Genomic DNA, 18297 nt, shown 5'->3' on the forward strand with positions numbered 1-18297 from the left:
CGGCCGTCGACCGGCTACCGTTCGACTCGTTCGACGACGCAGTGACGTCCGTCCACAAACGCCGACTCGATTTCCCCGATGACGACGTTCGGATCGTGACTCCCTCCGGCAGCCGCTACCGAGCCGAGCGAGTCCGGATCGAACGGAAGCTCCAGCCGGTCGTACACCGCCGTCAGTACTTCTCGAAGCTCCGTCGTGTCCTCGACGACGACGACCCCCGAGACGAGCGCGCTGTCGGTTCCAATTCGCTGTGCGATCCCTGCGACCTTTCCGCCGTTCTCGCGCCGCTTTTGATCGGACACTTGCCCGTCAGGAACCGCACGCAACGAGTGATCGCCGGGACAGAACGCTCCCGGGGGCTCACCGCGACTGACGGACGCGCCAGTCGCCTCCAGGGCGTTGTGGAGCCGGTGGATGGCCCGGTCGTAACGCTTCGAGAGCCCCCGCCGGGGATCGGAAAGCGGAACGGCGTACGCGAACGCGACGGTGGTGTCGCCGTCGTACGCGACGGCCCGACCACCGACGCGCCGTTCGACTGGCGGGAACCCTCTGTTGTGTGCGGCTTCCCTCGCAGTCCCGTAGCCGGACTCGTTTGCGTCCCGTCGGCCGAACGCCAGCTGTCTGGGCGGCCTCCAGACCCGCACCGCCGGCTCCTGCCGTTCGGCGGCGATCTCCCGGAGCCTTCCTGCGAGTTCCCGATCGGCTTCGATGCCGTCAGGGCACCCGCGGACGACGTGGACTGTCACGCCGAACACGACGCAGCCGAAACGGAAAACGACACCGACGTCATCGGCCCACAGCCACTATTGGCCCCCCGCGTGACGACGCCCCTTTGTTCGGCCGGATCCAACGCCACCCATGGACGCCGAGTCGACCAGGGGCGCCGAACCGTCCGTCCATCTCCCCACCGAACTCCTGTTTCGCTATCGGCGGTTCTCGCTTTACAACTCCCCGTATCCGGCCCACGACTGCGGCCGTGCGATCGATCTGTATCCGGAAACCGAAACCGCACGGTCGCCAGTCGCCGGTGAGGTACTCGACACGAAGACGGTCGGCTGTCCGGGCAGGCCGTACGCCGTCGATTGCGATCACCTGATCGTGATCCGGGTGAATGGGGAGCCGGCCGACGCCGACGGGCTGGTCGCGCGGATTCTCCACGTCGATCCCGACGTCGCTCCCGGTGACCGGATCGAGGTCGGCGATCCGCTGGGACAACTCGTCAGGTCCGGATTCTTCGGGCCGTGGGTCGACAATCACGTTCATCTCGGGTTTCGTCTGCCGGACCGGAACCCGCTTCGTGCGCGGGGTTCGCTTCCGATCTCCGTATCGACTCCCGTCGCGGGACTCGAGTGGGACGGGACCGGAACAGTAGTCGAGACGGGACACACCTACGCCGTGCTGGATGCGCCGACACATCCCGATCCTGGATCGGCGTTCGCCGCGATCGCCGACGACGACGGTCGGCCCCTGGACGGCGGTCTGACCCATTACGACGGTGGCGGAGTGCTCGACGGATCGGCCGACGGTGGGAACACGGAGTCGGCCGTGAAACTGCTCGGAACCCGGATCGGAACCGCAACTGGACGGACTATCCGCTGGCGCGATGTCGACGTCCTCGCCGACGGAGACCGGGTTATCGGACTGTCACTGTTCGCCGCACGGGACGGTGAGTACGGCGCCAAACTGATCGCCAGGGACGTCCCGTTCGAAGTCGGCCAGGACGTTACAGTAACGATCCGAGCGAGCGATGATCCGATCCGTCTCGGCCCCGGCCGATAGCGGCAGACTGCCGGCGTCGGTCCGGGTCGCCCCGGGCGGGTTCACCCGTCGAACCGGATCCCGTCCTCGACGAGACGGTAGTTGCGCTCGCGATCGAGTTCCTCTGCGAGCCACTCCTCCTGGTACAGTTGTGCAATGAGCTCCGCATACAGGTTTCGCCACGCCATCGCGTAGATCGGGGACTGGCCCCACGCCCTGAGTTCGGGGACGAACTCGTCGTACCGTTCCATCCGCGATTCCATGTGTTCGATCGCGTCGACGACGTACCCGGCCGCCTCGCCGGGATCGTCCGCCTCGTCGATCGCGTCGTTGATCCGGCGCTCGATCCCGTCGACGGCCCGGTGTATGTCCATCTCCGCGGCGTCTTCTTCTTCGGGGAGCGATTCGAGTACGCCACGCGGTACGCCGAGTGAGACGTGGTCCATGTGGGGTCAATCGACCGGACGGAACCTAAAAGAGTCGGTCCCGTCCGGTCCGCTCCGGGCAACCGATCACAGCCGTTCGCCCTGATACTCTCCCTCGTAGACACCCTCGTGGTCGGCGGCTGCGAGCACGAACTGGCCGATGCGTGCACCCCGCCGGATCTCGATCTCGTGGCCGACCTGCAACAGTCCCTCGCCGATCCCCTCGTAGCCGGCGTCCCACACCGCCGTGTGCAACATCGCGCTGTTGCGCATGAGCGAGGATCGGGGATAGACGAAACCGACGTGGGAGTCGGGGACCCGGACGACTTCCCCGTATTCGGCGACGTAGTTGCCGGGCTCGAGTCGGAACGCGCCGTCGTCCGGTTCGAGCTCCAGTCTCTCGCCGACCGTTTTTCCGTCCCGGTCAATACGGCCCGGGGAGCTCTGTTCGTAAACTGTCCCCAGCGTGAGATCGACGCCGTTCGGCTGTACCTGGTCGGAAGACAGCGGTTCGTCGTTCGCCTTCCGAAGCCGTTTCGCGACGAACTTCCCTGATCTGAACATACCGGCTCTGTCGTGCCCGTGAATAAAACGCTGCTGTCGTGTCCTCGCTGCTGTCATTTCGTGAGTTTCGTTCCTGATAACCTGGCCGTGCCTTTGATAACCCCTCCGGGTAGAGTCACTCCCTGTGAGCGAGACGAACGGTGGCGACCGGGGAGTGAGCGAGGCGTTGAGCTTCGTTCTCGTGTTCGCGCTCGTGATTGGTTCGATCGCGATCGTCTACACGGTCGGGCTCGGCGGCCTCCAGGACGCCCGGGATCACGAGCGGATCAACAACGCCGAGCGGGCGTTCGAGGTGTTCGGGGAGAACCTCGACGACATCGTCCTGGACGGGGCGCCGAGTCGCTCGACGCAGATCCGCATGTCGGACGCGACGCTATCAGTTCAAGAGGCGGCATACGTCGAGATCACCGGAACCAATCCAGAAACCGGTGAAAACTACACCTATCCCCCACAACAGGTCCGATCGCTCGCCTTCGAATCCGGCGACAGCACCGTCAGCTACACCGGTGGTGCGGTGGTCCGCAGCGACGGCGATGGGGATGGCGTGATGGTTCGGGAGCCACCGTTCCTGTTCGAGGACGACAGGATGGTCCTCCCTATCGTTCGGCTCTCTTCGGGTGGCTCCGTCGCCGTGAGCGGCGATCAGGTCATTCAGGTCCGGACCGAACAGGTTCTCAGACGGAACGATCCCGTCAACGGAACCGAGTTCGATAGCGTAGAGGTGAACGTCTCGACGGACAATCCGGGTGCGTGGAACAGATACATGGAGGACAGCGGGATGGAGTGTGAGGAACCCGATCCGGGCGCGGGAGAGGACGGACTCGCGCTGGTGTCATGTGAGCACGAGGACGTAGAGCAGCTTCGCGTGGTCGTGATACGCATCGACGTCGCCTTCGAGTGAGAATCCGCCGCTAGGGTTGCTCCTCCGGAACTGTCCGGTCGCTTTTTGTCCGTCAGTTCCATGGGATGGGCTCAGCGTCTTTCTCAGGATCGTATCGATGACACTGAGCCGATTGCCCGTCGAGATCGACAACAGTTGGCGTTTCGCGTTCACAGATCGTCGGGAACGCGTCGGCGAGGAGTTCACTTGCGCCATCGATGTCCCCGTCCGCGATCGCCGCAGCTGCGTCTGTAACTGCCCGTTCCGCGAGTGGATCCGAAAGCGACGACGGGAGTCCGAACTCCTTGCGAACCGTTTCGGCCGTCGTCGACTGTCCCTGTCGATCCGGCGCGAGCGGTTCGGGGAGTTCACCGGTTTCGACGGTGAATCTGAGCGCCGCGATCGCCCGCCACTGTTCCTGGGTGACGTCCACGTCTTTCGGGGGGATCACCTCAGGACACCTGGTGTGGAACCGACAGCCTTTGGGCGGGTTCGCCGGCTCCGGAACGGTGTCGGTGAGCGGCTTTTCGAGGGTCCTGTCACCGGGGTCGAGACTCGGCACCGAGCCGAGTAGCACGCGGGTGTACGGATGTGCTGGTGAGTCGAGAACCTCCGCGACAGGTCCCTTTTCGACGAGTTCACCGAGATACATCACGGCGATCCGATCACAGAACCGGCGCACGACGTCGATGTCGTGGCTGATGAATAGCACGGCAATGTCGAACTCCCGCCGGATCTCGTCCAGCAGAGCGAGCACGTCCGACTGTACCCGCCCGTCGAGCGCGCTCGTGGGCTCGTCGGCGACGATCAAGTCCGGATTCACGACGAGCGCCCGGGCGATCGCGATCCGCTGTTTCTCGCCGCCGGAGAACGCGTGTGGGTAGCGGTCGACGTCGGCTGCGGACAGCCCCACGCGTTCGAGCACGTCGGCGACGATCTCCCGTCGTCGGTCGGAATCGTCCATTCCGTGGAGCCGAAGCGGCTCCGCAACCGCCTCTCCGACGGTCATTCTGGGGCTGAACGCCTCGTTCGGATCCTGGACGATCAGCTGTGCCCGACGGCGGAACGACTTGAGCTGCTCCCCGCGGAACTTCTCGATCGGGGTGCCCTCGAATCTGACTTCCCCACCGGTCGGCTCCTCGAGCCGGAGGATCGACAGCGCAGTCGTGGACTTCCCGCAGCCGGACTCGCCGACGAGTCCGAGCGCCTCGCCGCGGTCGATCCGGAAGTTAACGCCGTCGACGGCGCGGACTCGGCCGACTTCGCGGCGCAACAGCCCTTTCGTGATCGGGTAATGTTTCTCCAGCCCGTCGACAGCGAGCACTGGCGGCTCGTCACTCATCGGTCGGCCCCCCGTTGGCTGTTCCGCTTTCTCCACGCGGACGGGTATCCGGCGCGTCTTCGCTCCGATCGGTTCTGCCCGGTATCCCGCCCGGGCTGGCGCCCCTCGCGTCCGCGAGGATCTGATCCGGATCCCTCTCGGGGGCGTAGTGAACACACGAGACCTCGTGTGCGCTGTTGCCGTCCGTCGGATACGTCGGCGGCTGTGTTCCACCCCCGCACGCGTCGACGGCGTGGGGACATTCCCGCCGGAACCGACAGCCGTCCGTCGGGATCTCGTCTCTCGCGGACCGTTCTCCCCGTCGGTCCAGCCCGTCGTAACTTTCGAACAGCGCCTGCGTGTACGGATGTGACGGTCGCGCGAACACGGTCTCCACCGGACCCTGTTCCATCACCGTCCCGCCGAACATCACGACGACTCGATCGGCCAGGGCGGCAACCACCCGAAGGTCGTGGGTAACGAGCAGGAGAGACATGCCGCCCCCGGTTAGTTCCCGGAGCAGTTCGATGAGGCGGGCCTGCACGGTGACGTCGACGGCAGTCGTCGGCTCGTCGGCGATCAACAGCTCCGGGTCGGCTGCGAGCCCGATCCCGATCGCGACCCGCTGGGCCATCCCGCCGGAGAACTCGTGTGGGTAGTCGTCGACCCGCTCGCTCGCCCGCGGGATCCCGACCCGCCTCAGGAGTTCGACAGCTCGCTCGCGTGTCGCAGTGACGTCTCCCGCTCCATGGATCGTCATCGCTTCCGCGAGTTGATCCCCCACGGTGTACACCGGATCGAGTGCCTGCTGTGGGTTCTGGAACACGTGTGCGATTCTGTTTCCGCGAACCGACCGGAGCGTCGAATCGTCTGCGTCCAGAAGCGACAGTCCATCGAACGAGACGGTTCCGCCGACGATTTCTGCCGGTGGCTGTGGCACGATACCGGTGAGCGACTCGCAGGTGACGCTTTTCCCGCTGCCGGATTCGCCGACCAGACAGACAGTTTCTCCGCGATCGACGGTGAAGCTCACCCCGTCTACTGCGTGGACGCGGCCCCCGTCCGCGTCGATGTATGTGCGGAGGTTTTCGACCGAAAGGAGCGGTTCGCTCCCGACCTCGCTTTGGTCGAGGGTCATCGGTTTGCCCCCCGTCGAGGATCCATCGCGTCCCTGAATTCGTCGCCGACGAGTTTGAGCGAGAGAATCGTCGCCGTCAACGCCAGGGCGGGGAGCGTCGCCACCCACCAGATCTTGTACGCTGGATGTGGGGCTCTGGTCTGCATCTCTGCGGCCACCTCCGCGTTGATCCCTTCGCTGATGATTCCGCCCCACGAGTAGGTCTGGAGCTCGTGGTAGCCGAGGAACGCCACTCCAGCCTCGAACAGCACCAGCAACGCGAGCAGCTGAAATACCGCCGGAACCAGGGTGTTGGTCACGTTCGGCAGGATGTGACGCTTTGCGAGATACGTCCCCGACGCCCCGAGGCTCCTGGCGACGAGGACGTGACCGTCCTCCCTGCGCTGTAACACCTCGCTGCGGACCAGCCTGGCGATGCCGCCCCAGCTGAGCAGCCCGAAGGCGAGAAGCAACACGAGCAACGACGGCCCCCAGTAGGTGTAGCCGATGAAGTACAGCACGATCGCGGGGATCGAAAGCTGGACGTCGACGTACGACATCAGCAGGCTGTCGACGGCACCGCCGCGCAGTCCGGCGATCACTCCCACGGCTGCCGCCGCCGGAATCACGAACGCTGCGGTGATCGCCATCACGTACAGCGCGACACGCGCACCGGAGGCGACCAGGAATCCCATCGGATGGCCCCGTTCGTTGGTGCCGAGGGGATATGCCCACGTTCCGTGGCATCGCTGTTCGAATATCTCTCCCGTTACGGCACCGAGACACTCGACCCCAGTGACCTCGCTTGTGAACCCGATCGGCGGGTGAAACGCGTGCTGGAAGGCCAGACCGGGGTTCGGAAACAGTATCGGAGCGAAAAACCCGATCACAACCAGCACCAGCAGATAGCCACCGGCCAACTTCGTGGACAGTTTGGCGCCGACGCCCTCGACGACACGTGTGACGGTGTCGCGGTGCTGTACTGCGGGAACGATACCGTACGCGACGAGCGTCGCGACCGCAAGGAGGAACACCCAGTCGACAGGTTCCGCCCGCCACTCTCCGATCGTGTACACGTGGGCGTACATGACGTCGTATAGATACAGTAGTCCGACGAGAGTGATGCCGATCAGGAGTGTAACGCGCTGTGGGGTGACGATCCGTCTGGATCTGTCGATCCGTGACCAGTCGACGGTTTCGAACCGGGGGGAGTCGTCGTTGTCGCTCATGGAGGGCACCTCTTTCGGGACCAGTTACCGTGGCACGTGGGTGGGTTTTCACGAACGTGGCATAACCGTTACGTTTTTGAGAGCATACGTCGGTAACCAGACTGTATGCGCTCCATGGTCCCTGTCATCCCTCCACAGACACTGTTGGATACCCTCCACCGGATTTCGACGCGGAGTGACCCCCCGTGAACGTCGTTCGGGTGTTCCTCCAGCGGATCGCGCTGGGCCTCGTGGCCGCCTGGGGCGTCCTGACCGCCGTGTTCGTCGGATTCACGATGACGGACGACTGGGTGAAGCAAGGACTCGAAGGCCAACTCAGATGGGTCGGAATCACGGGGGAGGAACTCGAGGCGCGTCTGGACGCCTATCTCGCGGATAGAGGCCTCGACAGACCCATCTGGGAGCAGTACCTGGACTGGATGGGAGATATGGTGACGCTTTCGTGGGGAGAATCGTTAGTGACTGGAGAGCCCGTTATGGGACTCGTCGCCGATGCAGTGCTGCGAACGGGGATGTACGTCGTCCCCGCGATCGTTCTCGGACTCTCGATCGGGATGATGGTCGGACTGTATGTGGCCCTGAACCCGGAGAGCCGGATCGCAAACGGGGGACGTGGAACCACGTACCTGCTTTTTGCGCTGCCGAGTTTCTGGATCGGCGGCATGTTCGTTTCGCTTCTGGAGGGTGATGTGATCTCCCGGTCACCGGTGCTTTTCGACCACGCACTTCCGATCGGGCTCGCGACGGCGGCACTACTCGGCGGATACGTGAGTTACACCCGGGCGTACGCGATCGATCACGCCTCTGCAGATTTCGTCTCGCTGGTGAAAGCGAAAGGTGCCGGGCCGGTTCTCGTCGCGAAGCACGTGGTGCGCAACGCCGCTGTCCCGCTTTTCTCGATGCTGTTCACCGAAGCGCTCGCGTTGCTCGTCCTCGCAGTGTTCGTGATCGAAGTGCTGTTCGCCATCGACGGGTTCGGACTGCTGTTCCTCGAGGCCATACAGAACCGCGATCTCCCGGTTCTTCTCGGGAGTACGATCGTAATCATCGGCTTTGGAGTCGTCGGGAACATCATCCAGGACCTCTCGTACAGTTACCTGGATCCTCGCGTCGACGCCGGATCTCGGTGATTTTCATCGGCCAAATCTGGACAAAAATGTTAAAAATTGCTCAAAACTGAATCATCGTTTTACTCTGACAGATATTTACCGCCCGAAGGAAACGGCATCAAAGCAGTACATATATCAGTAGGGATCCCGCAATTCTGCCCATGGTACAGGATACCGAGATATCCAGTCCGAGCATCAACCGAAGACGAGTCCTCCAGAGCGTCGGCGCAGCGGGCGTCGTCGGTCTGGCGGGTTGTCTCGAGGGCGAAGAGCCCGCAGAAGAGGATGATGAGGGTATCGGCGAGGAGGACGTCGATCCAGACGAACTCGTCGAAGGCGGCACCCTTCGCGTCGGCATCGGTGCCAATGCCGACTCGTTCGACGGTCCGTACAGCACGGACACGACCTCGACGCTGGTCCAGAGCCTCATTTTCGAGTCGCTGACCGTCAGCGACAGCGAGGGGAACCTCTATCCGTGGCTCGCCGAGGACTTCGAAGTTGAAGAGACGCAGGACATCGAGCGCACCGACTACGCCCCGTACATGCGGTCGGTCGAAGCCGGCGAGGAGGGTGCGGTACCGATCGAGGAACAGGAGATCGTCCGTCACCCGGAGGATGCAGTCCCCGAGGAAGGCGACGAAGTCCGAACGCTGCTGTTCGAAGACGCGGCAGACGCCGTCGCAGACGGTGTGTACGGCATGCGGATCCGGTACGACCTCCGCGAGGGCGTCGAGTTCCACAACGGCGAGGAGATGACCGCCGAGGACGTCATCGCCTCCTACGATCGACTCAAGCTGTCAGACAACGCCGCCCAGTACTTCGACTCGACGCTGTACTACGAGGCGATCGACGAGTACACGGTGGACATCTACGGTCAGCTTCCCGACGCGGAGGGCGCCCGGGAGCTGCCGCCGATGTACGTCTATCCGAAGGAACTGGCCGAACTGCCGCCGAACGACCTCGACCCGCGACAGGGTAACGAGCCGGTCGGCACCGGCCCGTACGTGCTGGACGAGATGGCGGACGAGCAGTACGTCGAGTACGAGAAGAACGACAACTACTGGGTCGAGGACGTCGGCGTCGACTCCTTCGACTGGTTCGAGGGCGATGCCGACTTCCCTGACGGGCCGGTCATCGACCGGATCGAGATGGAAATCATCCCGGACGACGCAACCCGATCAGGTGCACTCCAAAACGACGAAATCGACATCACGACGGGCCTCACCCGGGCGACGCTGGACGACTTCGACGCCTCTGAAGACTTCGAGGTCGCCGGCGTCGAGACAGGCGGGTACGAGTACTTCCAGCCGCCGATCCAGGTCGAGCCCTGGGACGACCAGCGACTCCGGCAAGCGTTCAACCACCTCGTCCCACGAGAATCCATCGTCGAAAACGTTCTTGCGGGCTGGGCCCGCCCGGCGTGGACGATGATTCCCCAACTCGCGCAGGGTGCCGGGACCACCGATGCACAGGCGCTCGAAGAAGAGCTACGTCCATACAACGAGTACCGACCTGAGGAAGCGGCCGAAATGGCTGAGGAAGTGTTTGATGACTACGGCATCGAGGCGCCGCTTGAAGTAACTCTGGAAGTCAACGCCGACAACGACGACCGCGTCCAGATGGTCGAACTTGTTGCCGAGTCAATGGAGGAAACGGGGCTTTTCGAGACCGAAATCGAGACGTACGAGTGGACGACCTACGTGGGGCGCGTCCTGGACCCCGGCTACGCCGAAGAAGGGGTCATCGCCTGTATCGGCCTCTCGGGTACGTTCAATCCCCACAGCTTCTGTGACGCGCTGCACCACAGCAGCAACTGGGGAGCCTGCTGTAACCTGAGCGGCGTCAACTTCGACTGGCTCGACGAGATGCTGGACAACGCCCGCTACGGGGCCGAGGTCGCTGAGGATGAGGACCTCCGCCGCGAGCGGTACGACGAAATCTGGCGGGAACTCGAGGAGCTTGCAGCCAGCGCGATCACGCACTTCGACCTGCAAACCTCCGTCCGCCACGAGCGGGTCAAGGGCTGGGGGCAGTGGCCGTTCCACGAGGGCTACCTCAACTACGCACTGTTCGCACCACAAGACGAACAAGTTATTTACATCGACGAATAAGCCCTCGGCGTGCTGCCGGACGACCGGCGGCTTCCCTCCCCATTAACGAATGAGTTTACGACGATTTATCCTCAAGCGGTTCCTGGCGATCATCCCGATACTGTTCGGTGTTTCAGTAATTACGTTCGCGCTCGTCCACTATACCCCGGGTGATCCGGTCCAGCAGATGGTCGGGTTAAATCCCGATATGACGGAAGCCGAGCGGCAAGCGATCCGTCGTCGGTACGGCCTCCACCGGCCGGCCTACGAGCAGTATTTCCACTGGATGGCGAACGTGTTACAGGGTGATTTCGGCCGGGTGTACAGTTCGGGCCGTGACGTCGGCACGATCGTTCTGATGCGGCTCCCTGAAACGATCGCGCTGGGCATCTTCGGGTGGGTGTTCGCGCTGGGTATCGCGATCCCGACCGGGATTTACGCGGCCGTGAAGAAGGATCAGCTGGGCGACACCGTCAGCCGGTTCCTGGCCCTGTCGGGCATCTCGATCCCGAACTTCTGGCTCGGGCTGATGTTGATCCTGTTTTTCGCGTTGATCCTGGATCTCTGGCCCGTGTTACCGCCCTCGCGTCAGCCGTTGCATAGCCCCGAGATGCTGTGGTATCTCATCCTCCCGGGCGTCACGGTGGGGACGGCCTCGGCAGCAGCGATCATGCGTGTGATGCGTACGTCGATGGCCGAAGAAATGAACAAGGACTACGTAACGGCAGCTCGTGCGAAAGGCCTCCCCGAGCGTAAAGTCGTCTTGAAACACGTGCTCCGCAACTCGCTGATCTCCGTCGTGACGCTTGCGGCGCTTCTCACGGCGGGGATCGTCAGCGGGTCGATCGTCGTCGAGGTCGTGTTCAACTGGCCCGGTCTCGGCCGGGAGTTCATCGACGCGCTGACCCAAAACGAGATCGACCTCATCATGGCGATCACGCTCGTGACGGGCATCGCGATCATCATCGCGAACCTGGTTGCAGACATCATGTACGCGGTACTCGATCCGAGGATCAGATATGACTAGCAAATCTCACTCACAGCGGGGTCGGATTCAGGTCACCGGGTTCGACCCGGCGCGGGTAACGGAACGTGAGCGGATCTCCGACTGGTCGGGCGACATCCAGACCGAGACGGAGAGTCGGTGGGTTCGGGCGTACAAACGGTTCTTGCGGAACCGGTCCGCGCTCGTCGGACTCGCGGTCGTGTTGCTCATGAGCCTTGCGGCGTTTATGGCTCGGCCGATCGCCGTGTGGGGCGTCACGATTCAGCCGTTCGCGCTCGCCCCGTACGACCCGACGACGATCCTCTATCTGACCGAGGATCCGACCGTCAGCGTCTACGACTGGCCGTCGACCGACTACATCATGGGCGTCGACGGAAGCGGCCGCGACCTGTTCTCTCGTATCCTCTTTGGCGGCCGGTACAGCATCTCGATCGGGTTCGTCGTGGTCATGTTGACCGCCAGTGTCGGGATGGTCTACGGGAGCATCTCCGGCTACTACGGCGGCTGGATCGACGAAATCATGATGCGGATCGTCGACACGATCTACGCGTTCCCCGGGATCGTCCTGGCGCTGATCATCGTGACGATCTTCGGCGGCGGCTACTGGCAGCTCGTGGCGGCGTTCTCGCTTTTCGGCTGGAACGGCTACGCCCGCATTATGCGCGGGGAGGTGTTGTCCATCAAGGAAAGCGAGTACGTGAAGGCGGCGAAGGCGCTGGGCGCCCGCGACAGGCGGGTGATCATGCGCCACGTCCTGCCGAACGCGATGGCGGAGGTGCTCGTCGTCGCGTCGCTAAACATCGGTACCGTCGTCATCGGGGTCGCGGCGCTCGGCTTCCTCGGGTTGGGGATGCCGCCCGGCACCGCCGAGTGGGGGACGATGCTCGATCAGACCCGGGAGACGCTGATCCAGGGTCCCGGCGGAGCGATCCCCTGGCACGCCACCGTCTTCCCCGGTGTTGCGATCTTCCTGTTCGTGATGTCGATGAACATGATCGGTGACGGAATCAACGACGCACTCGACGCACAGGAGACGAGCGTCACTGCGGGAGGTGCCCAGTAATGGCGCTTCTCGAAGTGAACGATCTGACGGTTCGCTTTTATACCCAGGAGGGGGCCGTCACCGCGGTAGACAACCTCTCGTACCGGATCGAACGCGGCGAGAAGTTCGGCGTCGTCGGCGAAAGCGGCGCCGGAAAAAGCGTCAGTGCGCTCTCGTTGATGCGGCTCATCGACAACCCCGGACAGATCGAAAGCGGGGAGATCCTCTTTAAAGGTGAGAACCTCCTGGATATGACAGAGCAGGAGGTTCGGGCGATCCGCGGCAACGACATCGCCATGATCTTCCAGGACGCCCAGACCGCGCTGAACCCCGTGTACACGGTCGGGGATCAGATCGGCGAAGCGCTCAGACACCACCTCGATTACAGCGAAGGCGAGGCCCGCGAACGCACGATACAGCTGCTCGATAAGGTCGGCATCCCCGAAGCGGAGACGCGGTACTCCGATTACCCTCACGAGTTCTCCGGCGGGATGCAACAGCGGGCGATCATCGCGATGGCACTGTCGTGTGACCCAGAACTCATCATCGCCGACGAGCCGACCACCGCGCTGGACGTGACCATCGAGACGAAGATCCTCAATCTCATCGAGGATCTCGCAGACGATATGGGGACGGCGGTGCAGCTCATCACCCACGACCTCGGCGTCATCGCCGAATTCTGTGATCGAGTGATGGTGATGTACGCGGGCAAACCCGTCGAGAAGGCCCCCGTCGAGGACCTCTATTACGATCCCAAACACCCGTACACGGTGGGACTCATGAGCTCGATCCCGCGGATCGGGGACAAACGCGACCGGCTACAGACGATCCCCGGGACGATGCCGGACCTGATCGAGCTGCCGCCGGGCTGCAGTTTCCATCCGCGGTGTCCGTTCGCCGAGGAGGCGTGTACGCGAACGGAGCCGTCGCTGCTCGACCCAGAGACGGGCGAGCCGGCGACGATCGACTCCGAACGCGGCGCCGCCTGCCTGGAGTATTCGGGGGACCTCACCGGCGGACTCGACTACGACATCGTCGTTCGCGAGGAGACGGCCGATCCGACGGCGAGTGCCTCGGGAGGTGGTGGCGATGAGTAGCGAGGAACCGATTTTGCGCGTCGAGAACCTCGAGAAGTACTACGACACGAGCGAGGGATTCATCGACACGCTACTCGGGGAATCACAGAAGGTGAAGGCTGTCGACGACGTCAGCTTCGAGCTCATGGAGGGGGAAACCCTCGGCGTCGTCGGCGAATCCGGCTGCGGGAAGTCGACGCTCGGACAGGCGATGATCCGGCTGATCGAACCGACCGGCGGTTCGGTTTACTACCGGGGCACCGACCTCACCGAGCTATCGAGCAGTGGACTCAGGGACATCCGGAAGAACGTCCAGTACATCTTCCAGGACCCGTATTCGAGCCTGAACCCCCGGATGACCGTCGGCGACATCATCCGCGAACCGCTCGAGATCCACGACCTCGGCGAGGGCGGCGAGCGGGACGATAGGGTGTACGAACTGCTGGAAACCGTCGGGCTCAATCCGAGCCACGCGAACAGGTACCCCCACGAGTTCTCCGGGGGGCAAAAACAGCGCATCGGCATCGCCCGCGCGCTCGCGGTCGATCCCGAGGTCGTGATCTGTGACGAGCCGGTGAGCGCGCTCGACGTGAGTGTCCAGGCACAGATCCTCAACCTGCTCGAGGATCTCCAGGAGGAGTTCGATCTCTCCTACGTGTTCATCGCCCACGACCTGAGCGTGGTCGAGCACATCTCCGACCGCGTGGGAGTGATGTATCTCGGCAAGGTCGCGGAGATCGGACCGACACAGAGCGTCTACGCGCCACCGTACCATCCGTACACAGAAGCGCTTCTGTCGGCGATTCCGGAGCCGGACCCGCTCTGGGAGGGCGATCAGATCTTCCTGCGCGGCGCGGTCCCCTCGCCGATCGATCCGCCGTCCGGCTGTCGGTTCCACACCCGATGTCCCCGGATCATTCAGGGCGGGGAGTACGATATCGACCAGGTACACTGGCGTTCGCTCATGAACCTTCGTCAGCGTGCGCGTTCGGCAGAAACCGCGGCTGCGGTCACTGCGATCGACGAGGACGCCGACGAGGCGACGGTCGAACCCGCCGAAATCCCGGAGTCGGAGCTCGAGGAACTGATCCGAGAGGAGTTCGACCTTCCCGACCGTTTCGGCGATCCCGACGCAGACGAGGCCATCTCTGCGTTCGTCGCCACGCTTCACGACGAGGGTATCACACCGGCCGCTGAAACGATCTCCGAACGGGTAACCTCGCCGTGTGAACGGACCGTTCCGCCGCTGATCGAGTCGGAGGGGGGATCGGATCACCGCATCGCGTGTCTCCTCTACGACGAGGAGTACGCCGGGATGCCTCCCGAGTTCGTCACCGAGTCGACGGAAACGAAGTCGGACGATCCGGTTGCCGGGGACTGACCGGACGAATCGGTTTCCGGGGACTGACCGGACGAATCGGTTTCCGGAGACGGATTGGACTCGACCGCAAGGGGTCTGTCCAACCGAACCGAACGCTTTTACGGGTTTGCGGCCGTAATTCCATCGATGCGTCGGATCTACGAGTCGGAGGCGCTCCGCCGGGACGACGAGGACAGCTTCAGCCCCGGCGAACAGCGCGACCGCTCTCACGAACCGCTCGCGGTCAAGATGGTCCCCTCCACGTGGCTGAGTCGGGTGTTCGTTCCACATTGGCTCCGGTATCGCTCCATCAAAATCGACGTTACGAGTCCCAGAAACGAGTATCCGGTCGAGGCCGACGTTCCGTTCCTGGTGCGGATGCGGAACGTGATGCCGTTCCCGGTGACGGTGCCGGTCCGGTCGCCGGTGCTGTGGACGTGGGACGTCGACGGCGTGACCGAAGCGTCACACGTCGACCTGAAGAACCCGCCCGACGAGGAACGGGGGTTCGTCTTCGAACGTGGTGAAGAGAAGGTGTTCAGGAAGCGCTGGACCGGGACGTTCCGCGTGTCGGAGTCGGAGTGGGAACCGGCCGGACCGGGAAAGTACGTCATCGGTGCCGGCCTCAACGTCGAGGACGCCGAGGGGAAGGGGCTGTACAGTCGGACGACGGTTCGGCTGGTTCCGGAGTAGCCTACGGCCTGATTCCGGTTCCGTCGCCCTCGTCGATCGTTGCCGGATCCAACTCCAGGAGGCGTTCTCCACAGTCGAGACACTCGTAGGAGATGACCTCGTAGGTCGCACAGCACGACTCTACGACTGCGTCGCCGAACGCGACCTCGCCGTCACAGACGGGACACTGGAGTTGAAACGTCCGCAGCGATTCGAGAATCCCGATGCGCTGTTCCAGCGGAACCGAGCGCCAGCGATCCGTTCGTTCCTCGAGCGCGCGGTGGGTCGCGACGTCGACCTGGAGTGCACCCTCGGAGGGCCACTTCCGGATCCGGCGTCCAACCTTGATCGCCGGGTACTCCCTGTCTTTGAACTCGACTTCGTCGGGTTCGGCGTCGAACACGTCCCCAACGGCAGCCCGTTCTGGACGTCCCCCATCGATTGCCGCAAGCTCCTCGTCGACGGCGGCGGCAAACGACTCGGTCAATCGGAGATCGTTGCCGGTCTCGGTCTGTGTGGTGACACCGACCTCGAGCAGGAACTGCTCGGGATCGACCGCTTCCTCCCGTTGTTTTCTGATCTTCTCGACGGTTTCGAACGACTCCTCTGTGGCCGTTTTCTCCCCGGTGGTGTCAGTTTCGACGGTCGTCTCCGTGTATCCGGCGGTATCAGTCCTCGTGAAGTCATCCTCCAGTGGATGGTGGTCGAAATACTGCAACACCCAGCCGGGGAGAAACCGTTTCGTCAACTGAGGGGTACCAGGGACCAGATATCCTCTGAGATAGATCGCTACAAAGGAGACGGCGACGATCACGGCCGCGGCCCCACGGGATCGGACCGCGGCGAGCGCTCCGAGAACGAGAGCGATGCCCACGTTGACTATCGTACAGGGGATACACCGGTTTTCACCGGTGTACTCCTCATTTTGAAGCGATCCGACGAGAGAGCGGGGTTGGCTTGCCATACCGAGGTTTTCTCCCCCTGGGGTAAAAACGGATGCGTCATCCGGACCGATATCGCTGCCGGACGAACGCTGGAATGAAGACGCCTATTCTTCGGTCGACCGTTTGCGCAGGATCACGATTGCGACGATCGCGACGATCGCGACAAGTGCGATGAGTTTGGATCGTTTCATTGCGAATGAAAATACGCCGAGCCAATATATAGTTCTTATAGGTGTTTTTCACACGACCGGTCTCCACCGAGTTGCGTTCGTCGGCGAATCCGGTCGGGGATGTGCCGACCGTAACGGGTTTGTTCGGGGGTGGTGAACCACCACTGTATGACTGTCACTATCGTCGGCTCCCAGCTCGGAGACGAGGGCAAGGGCGCCCTCGTCGACATCTGGGGAGGCGACGCCAACGTCGTCGTCCGGTATCAGGGCGGGGACAACGCGGGACACACGGTCGTTCACGACGGGACCGAGTACAAACTCTCGCTGGTTCCAAGCGGCGCGATTCGGGGAAAGACCGGCGTGCTCGGAAACGGCTGTGTGATCAATCCCCGCACGTTGTTCTCCGAAATCGACGACCTCCGTGACTGCGGAGTCGACCCGGACGTTCGTCTCGCCAGGCGGGCTCACGTAATTCTCCCGTTTCACCGCGTGCTCGACGGAATCGAAGAGGAGGTCAAATCCGACTCCGATCTGGACGCGGGGACGACCGGCCGGGGGATCGGACCGACCTACGAGGACAAGGCGGGCCGCCGCGGCGTTCGCGTCGGCGACCTGCTGGATCCGGACGTCCTCCGGGAGCGTCTCGAGTACGTCGTCCCACAAAAACGCGCCCTGGCGACCGAGGTGTACGGGCTCGACCTCGTCGACGAACACGCAGAGTACGCCGAGGCGTTCGACATCGAAGCACTGTTCGAAGAGTACAGCGAGATCGGTCGACGCCTCGAACGCGAAGAGATGACGGTAAACGCGGGGGAGTTCCTCGCCCAACTACGGGAGGGAGGCGAGAACCTCTTGTTCGAGGGTGCCCAGGGGACCAGCATCGACATCGACCACGGGATCTACCCGTACGTAACCTCCTCGAATCCGACCGCCGGCGGCGCCTGTGTCGGTTCCGGGCTCGGTCCCTCGGTGATCGGCCGCGGGGAGATCGTCGGCGTGGTGAAGGCGTACCTCTCCCGGGTCGGCACCGGGCCGCTTCCCACGGAACTGGACGAGGACGAAAACGAGGAGGCGCTCGCCGACGAGATCCGGGAACGCGGCGGCGAGTTCGGTACGGTTACGGGTCGTCCGCGTCGGATCGGTTGGCTCGACATGCCTATGCTGCGACACGCCTCCCGCGCGAACGGGTTCACGGGGATCGGCGTCAATCACGTCGACGTGCTCGCCGGGCTCGAGGAGCTAAAGGTCGGTCACGCGTACGAACTCGACGGCGAGACGGTCGAGACGATGCCGACGACGACCGAGGAGTGGGCGCGCTGCGAGCCGGTGTACCGGGAGTTCGAACCGTGGCCCGAGGCCGACTGGGACGCCGTCGCCAAAGAGGGGTACGACGCCCTGCCGGAGGCCGCTTGCGAGTACCTCTCATATCTTTCCGAAGAAGTCGGCGTGCCGGTGTACGCGGTCGGAATCGGCCCGAACCGCGGGCAGACGGTCGTTCGCGAAAACCCGTTCGACCTCGTCTGACTGGACACGA

At 63.4% G+C, this 18297-nt stretch carries 17 protein-coding genes; 10 read left to right on the plus strand and 7 right to left on the minus strand.

The genetic code is table 11. The features are described from left to right. Nucleotides 1-14 precede the first annotated feature (14 nt). Nucleotides 15-746 carry a lipoyl protein ligase domain-containing protein gene (locus tag AArcSl_RS10300; RefSeq protein ID WP_119818631.1) on the minus strand — a complete coding sequence of 244 codons (732 nt, stop codon included), beginning with the start codon at nt 744-746 and terminating at the stop codon, nt 15-17. Between the two features lie 112 nt (nt 747-858). On the opposite strand from AArcSl_RS10300, the gene AArcSl_RS10305 reads away from it, so the two are divergent. After that, entirely contained in the window at nt 859-1779 is a 921-nt protein-coding gene (locus tag AArcSl_RS10305; RefSeq protein WP_119818633.1) for a hypothetical protein, read from the plus strand. Between the two features lie 41 nt (nt 1780-1820). On the opposite strand, the gene AArcSl_RS10310 is transcribed toward AArcSl_RS10305, so the two are convergent. Next, nucleotides 1821-2204, minus strand: a complete 384-nt coding sequence (locus AArcSl_RS10310; RefSeq protein ID WP_119818636.1) for a hypothetical protein — start codon at nt 2202-2204, stop codon at nt 1821-1823. 66 nt (nt 2205-2270) lie between these two features. Further along, the gene (locus tag AArcSl_RS10315; RefSeq protein ID WP_119818639.1) at nt 2271-2747 is read right to left on the minus strand and encodes a deoxyuridine 5'-triphosphate nucleotidohydrolase; all 477 of its coding nucleotides are present in this window, start codon (nt 2745-2747) and stop codon (nt 2271-2273) included. A 124-nt stretch (nt 2748-2871) separates the two neighbouring features. Here AArcSl_RS10315 and AArcSl_RS10320 point away from each other — a divergent pair, with 124 nt between their 5' ends. Then, nucleotides 2872-3648, plus strand: coding sequence for a DUF7289 family protein (locus AArcSl_RS10320; RefSeq protein WP_119818642.1), 777 nt, complete (start codon nt 2872-2874; stop codon nt 3646-3648). Nucleotides 3649-3700: 52 nt separating this feature from the next. Here AArcSl_RS10320 and AArcSl_RS10325 read toward each other — a convergent pair whose 3' ends face one another. From AArcSl_RS10325 to AArcSl_RS10335, 3 genes are read right to left on the minus strand one after another with little or no spacing between them, the layout of a single operon-like run. Continuing rightward, nucleotides 3701-4969 carry an ABC transporter ATP-binding protein gene (locus tag AArcSl_RS10325; RefSeq protein ID WP_119821909.1) on the minus strand — a complete coding sequence of 423 codons (1269 nt, stop codon included), beginning with the start codon at nt 4967-4969 and terminating at the stop codon, nt 3701-3703. Next, nucleotides 4962-6086 carry an ABC transporter ATP-binding protein gene (locus AArcSl_RS10330; RefSeq protein WP_119818644.1) on the minus strand — a complete coding sequence of 375 codons (1125 nt, stop codon included), beginning with the start codon at nt 6084-6086 and terminating at the stop codon, nt 4962-4964. Before AArcSl_RS10330 ends, AArcSl_RS10325 begins: the two co-directional genes overlap by 8 nt. Then, nucleotides 6083-7294: an ABC transporter permease gene (locus AArcSl_RS10335; RefSeq protein ID WP_119818647.1), complete on the minus strand. Its 1212-nt coding sequence runs from the start codon at nt 7292-7294 to the stop codon at nt 6083-6085. The genes AArcSl_RS10330 and AArcSl_RS10335 overlap by 4 nt, the downstream gene beginning before the upstream one ends. A gap of 185 nt (nt 7295-7479) precedes the next feature. Here AArcSl_RS10335 and AArcSl_RS10340 point away from each other — a divergent pair, with 185 nt between their 5' ends. The 7 genes from AArcSl_RS10340 (at nt 7480) to AArcSl_RS10370 (ending at nt 15670) form a co-directional block, all read left to right on the plus strand. Next, nucleotides 7480-8424: an ABC transporter permease gene (locus AArcSl_RS10340; protein WP_119818650.1), complete on the plus strand. Its 945-nt coding sequence runs from the start codon at nt 7480-7482 to the stop codon at nt 8422-8424. A gap of 140 nt (nt 8425-8564) precedes the next feature. Further along, nucleotides 8565-10514, plus strand: a complete 1950-nt coding sequence (locus AArcSl_RS10345) for an ABC transporter substrate-binding protein (RefSeq protein WP_119818653.1) — start codon at nt 8565-8567, stop codon at nt 10512-10514. Nucleotides 10515-10563: 49 nt separating this feature from the next. Continuing rightward, on the plus strand, nt 10564-11520 hold the full coding sequence (locus AArcSl_RS10350; RefSeq protein ID WP_119818656.1) for an ABC transporter permease: 957 nt from the start codon (nt 10564-10566) through the stop codon (nt 11518-11520). Beyond that, entirely contained in the window at nt 11513-12562 is a 1050-nt protein-coding gene (locus tag AArcSl_RS10355) for an ABC transporter permease (protein WP_119818659.1), read from the plus strand. The genes AArcSl_RS10350 and AArcSl_RS10355 overlap by 8 nt, the downstream gene beginning before the upstream one ends. Then, nucleotides 12562-13638, plus strand: a complete 1077-nt coding sequence (locus AArcSl_RS10360; protein WP_119818662.1) for an ABC transporter ATP-binding protein — start codon at nt 12562-12564, stop codon at nt 13636-13638. The genes AArcSl_RS10355 and AArcSl_RS10360 overlap by 1 nt, the downstream gene beginning before the upstream one ends. After that, a complete protein-coding gene (locus tag AArcSl_RS10365) occupies nt 13631-14998 on the plus strand; it encodes an ABC transporter ATP-binding protein (protein ID WP_119818665.1) in 1368 nt (455 codons plus the stop codon). The genes AArcSl_RS10360 and AArcSl_RS10365 overlap by 8 nt, the downstream gene beginning before the upstream one ends. A gap of 126 nt (nt 14999-15124) precedes the next feature. Beyond that, on the plus strand, nt 15125-15670 hold the full coding sequence (locus AArcSl_RS10370) for a hypothetical protein (protein WP_119818668.1): 546 nt from the start codon (nt 15125-15127) through the stop codon (nt 15668-15670). 1 nt (nt 15671) lies between these two features. Here the strand turns inward: AArcSl_RS10370 and AArcSl_RS10375 are convergent, their stop codons facing one another. Continuing rightward, nucleotides 15672-16613 carry a hypothetical protein gene (locus AArcSl_RS10375; protein ID WP_119818673.1) on the minus strand — a complete coding sequence of 314 codons (942 nt, stop codon included), beginning with the start codon at nt 16611-16613 and terminating at the stop codon, nt 15672-15674. A 318-nt stretch (nt 16614-16931) separates the two neighbouring features. Here AArcSl_RS10375 and AArcSl_RS10380 point away from each other — a divergent pair, with 318 nt between their 5' ends. Continuing rightward, complete coding sequence (locus tag AArcSl_RS10380) at nt 16932-18287, plus strand: adenylosuccinate synthase (protein WP_119818676.1); 1356 nt, start codon at nt 16932-16934, stop codon at nt 18285-18287. Nucleotides 18288-18297: the final 10 nt, after the last annotated feature.

Origin of the sequence: Halalkaliarchaeum desulfuricum (assembly GCF_002952775.1) — an archaeon.
Lineage (GTDB): Archaea > Halobacteriota > Halobacteria > Halobacteriales > Haloferacaceae > Halalkaliarchaeum > Halalkaliarchaeum desulfuricum.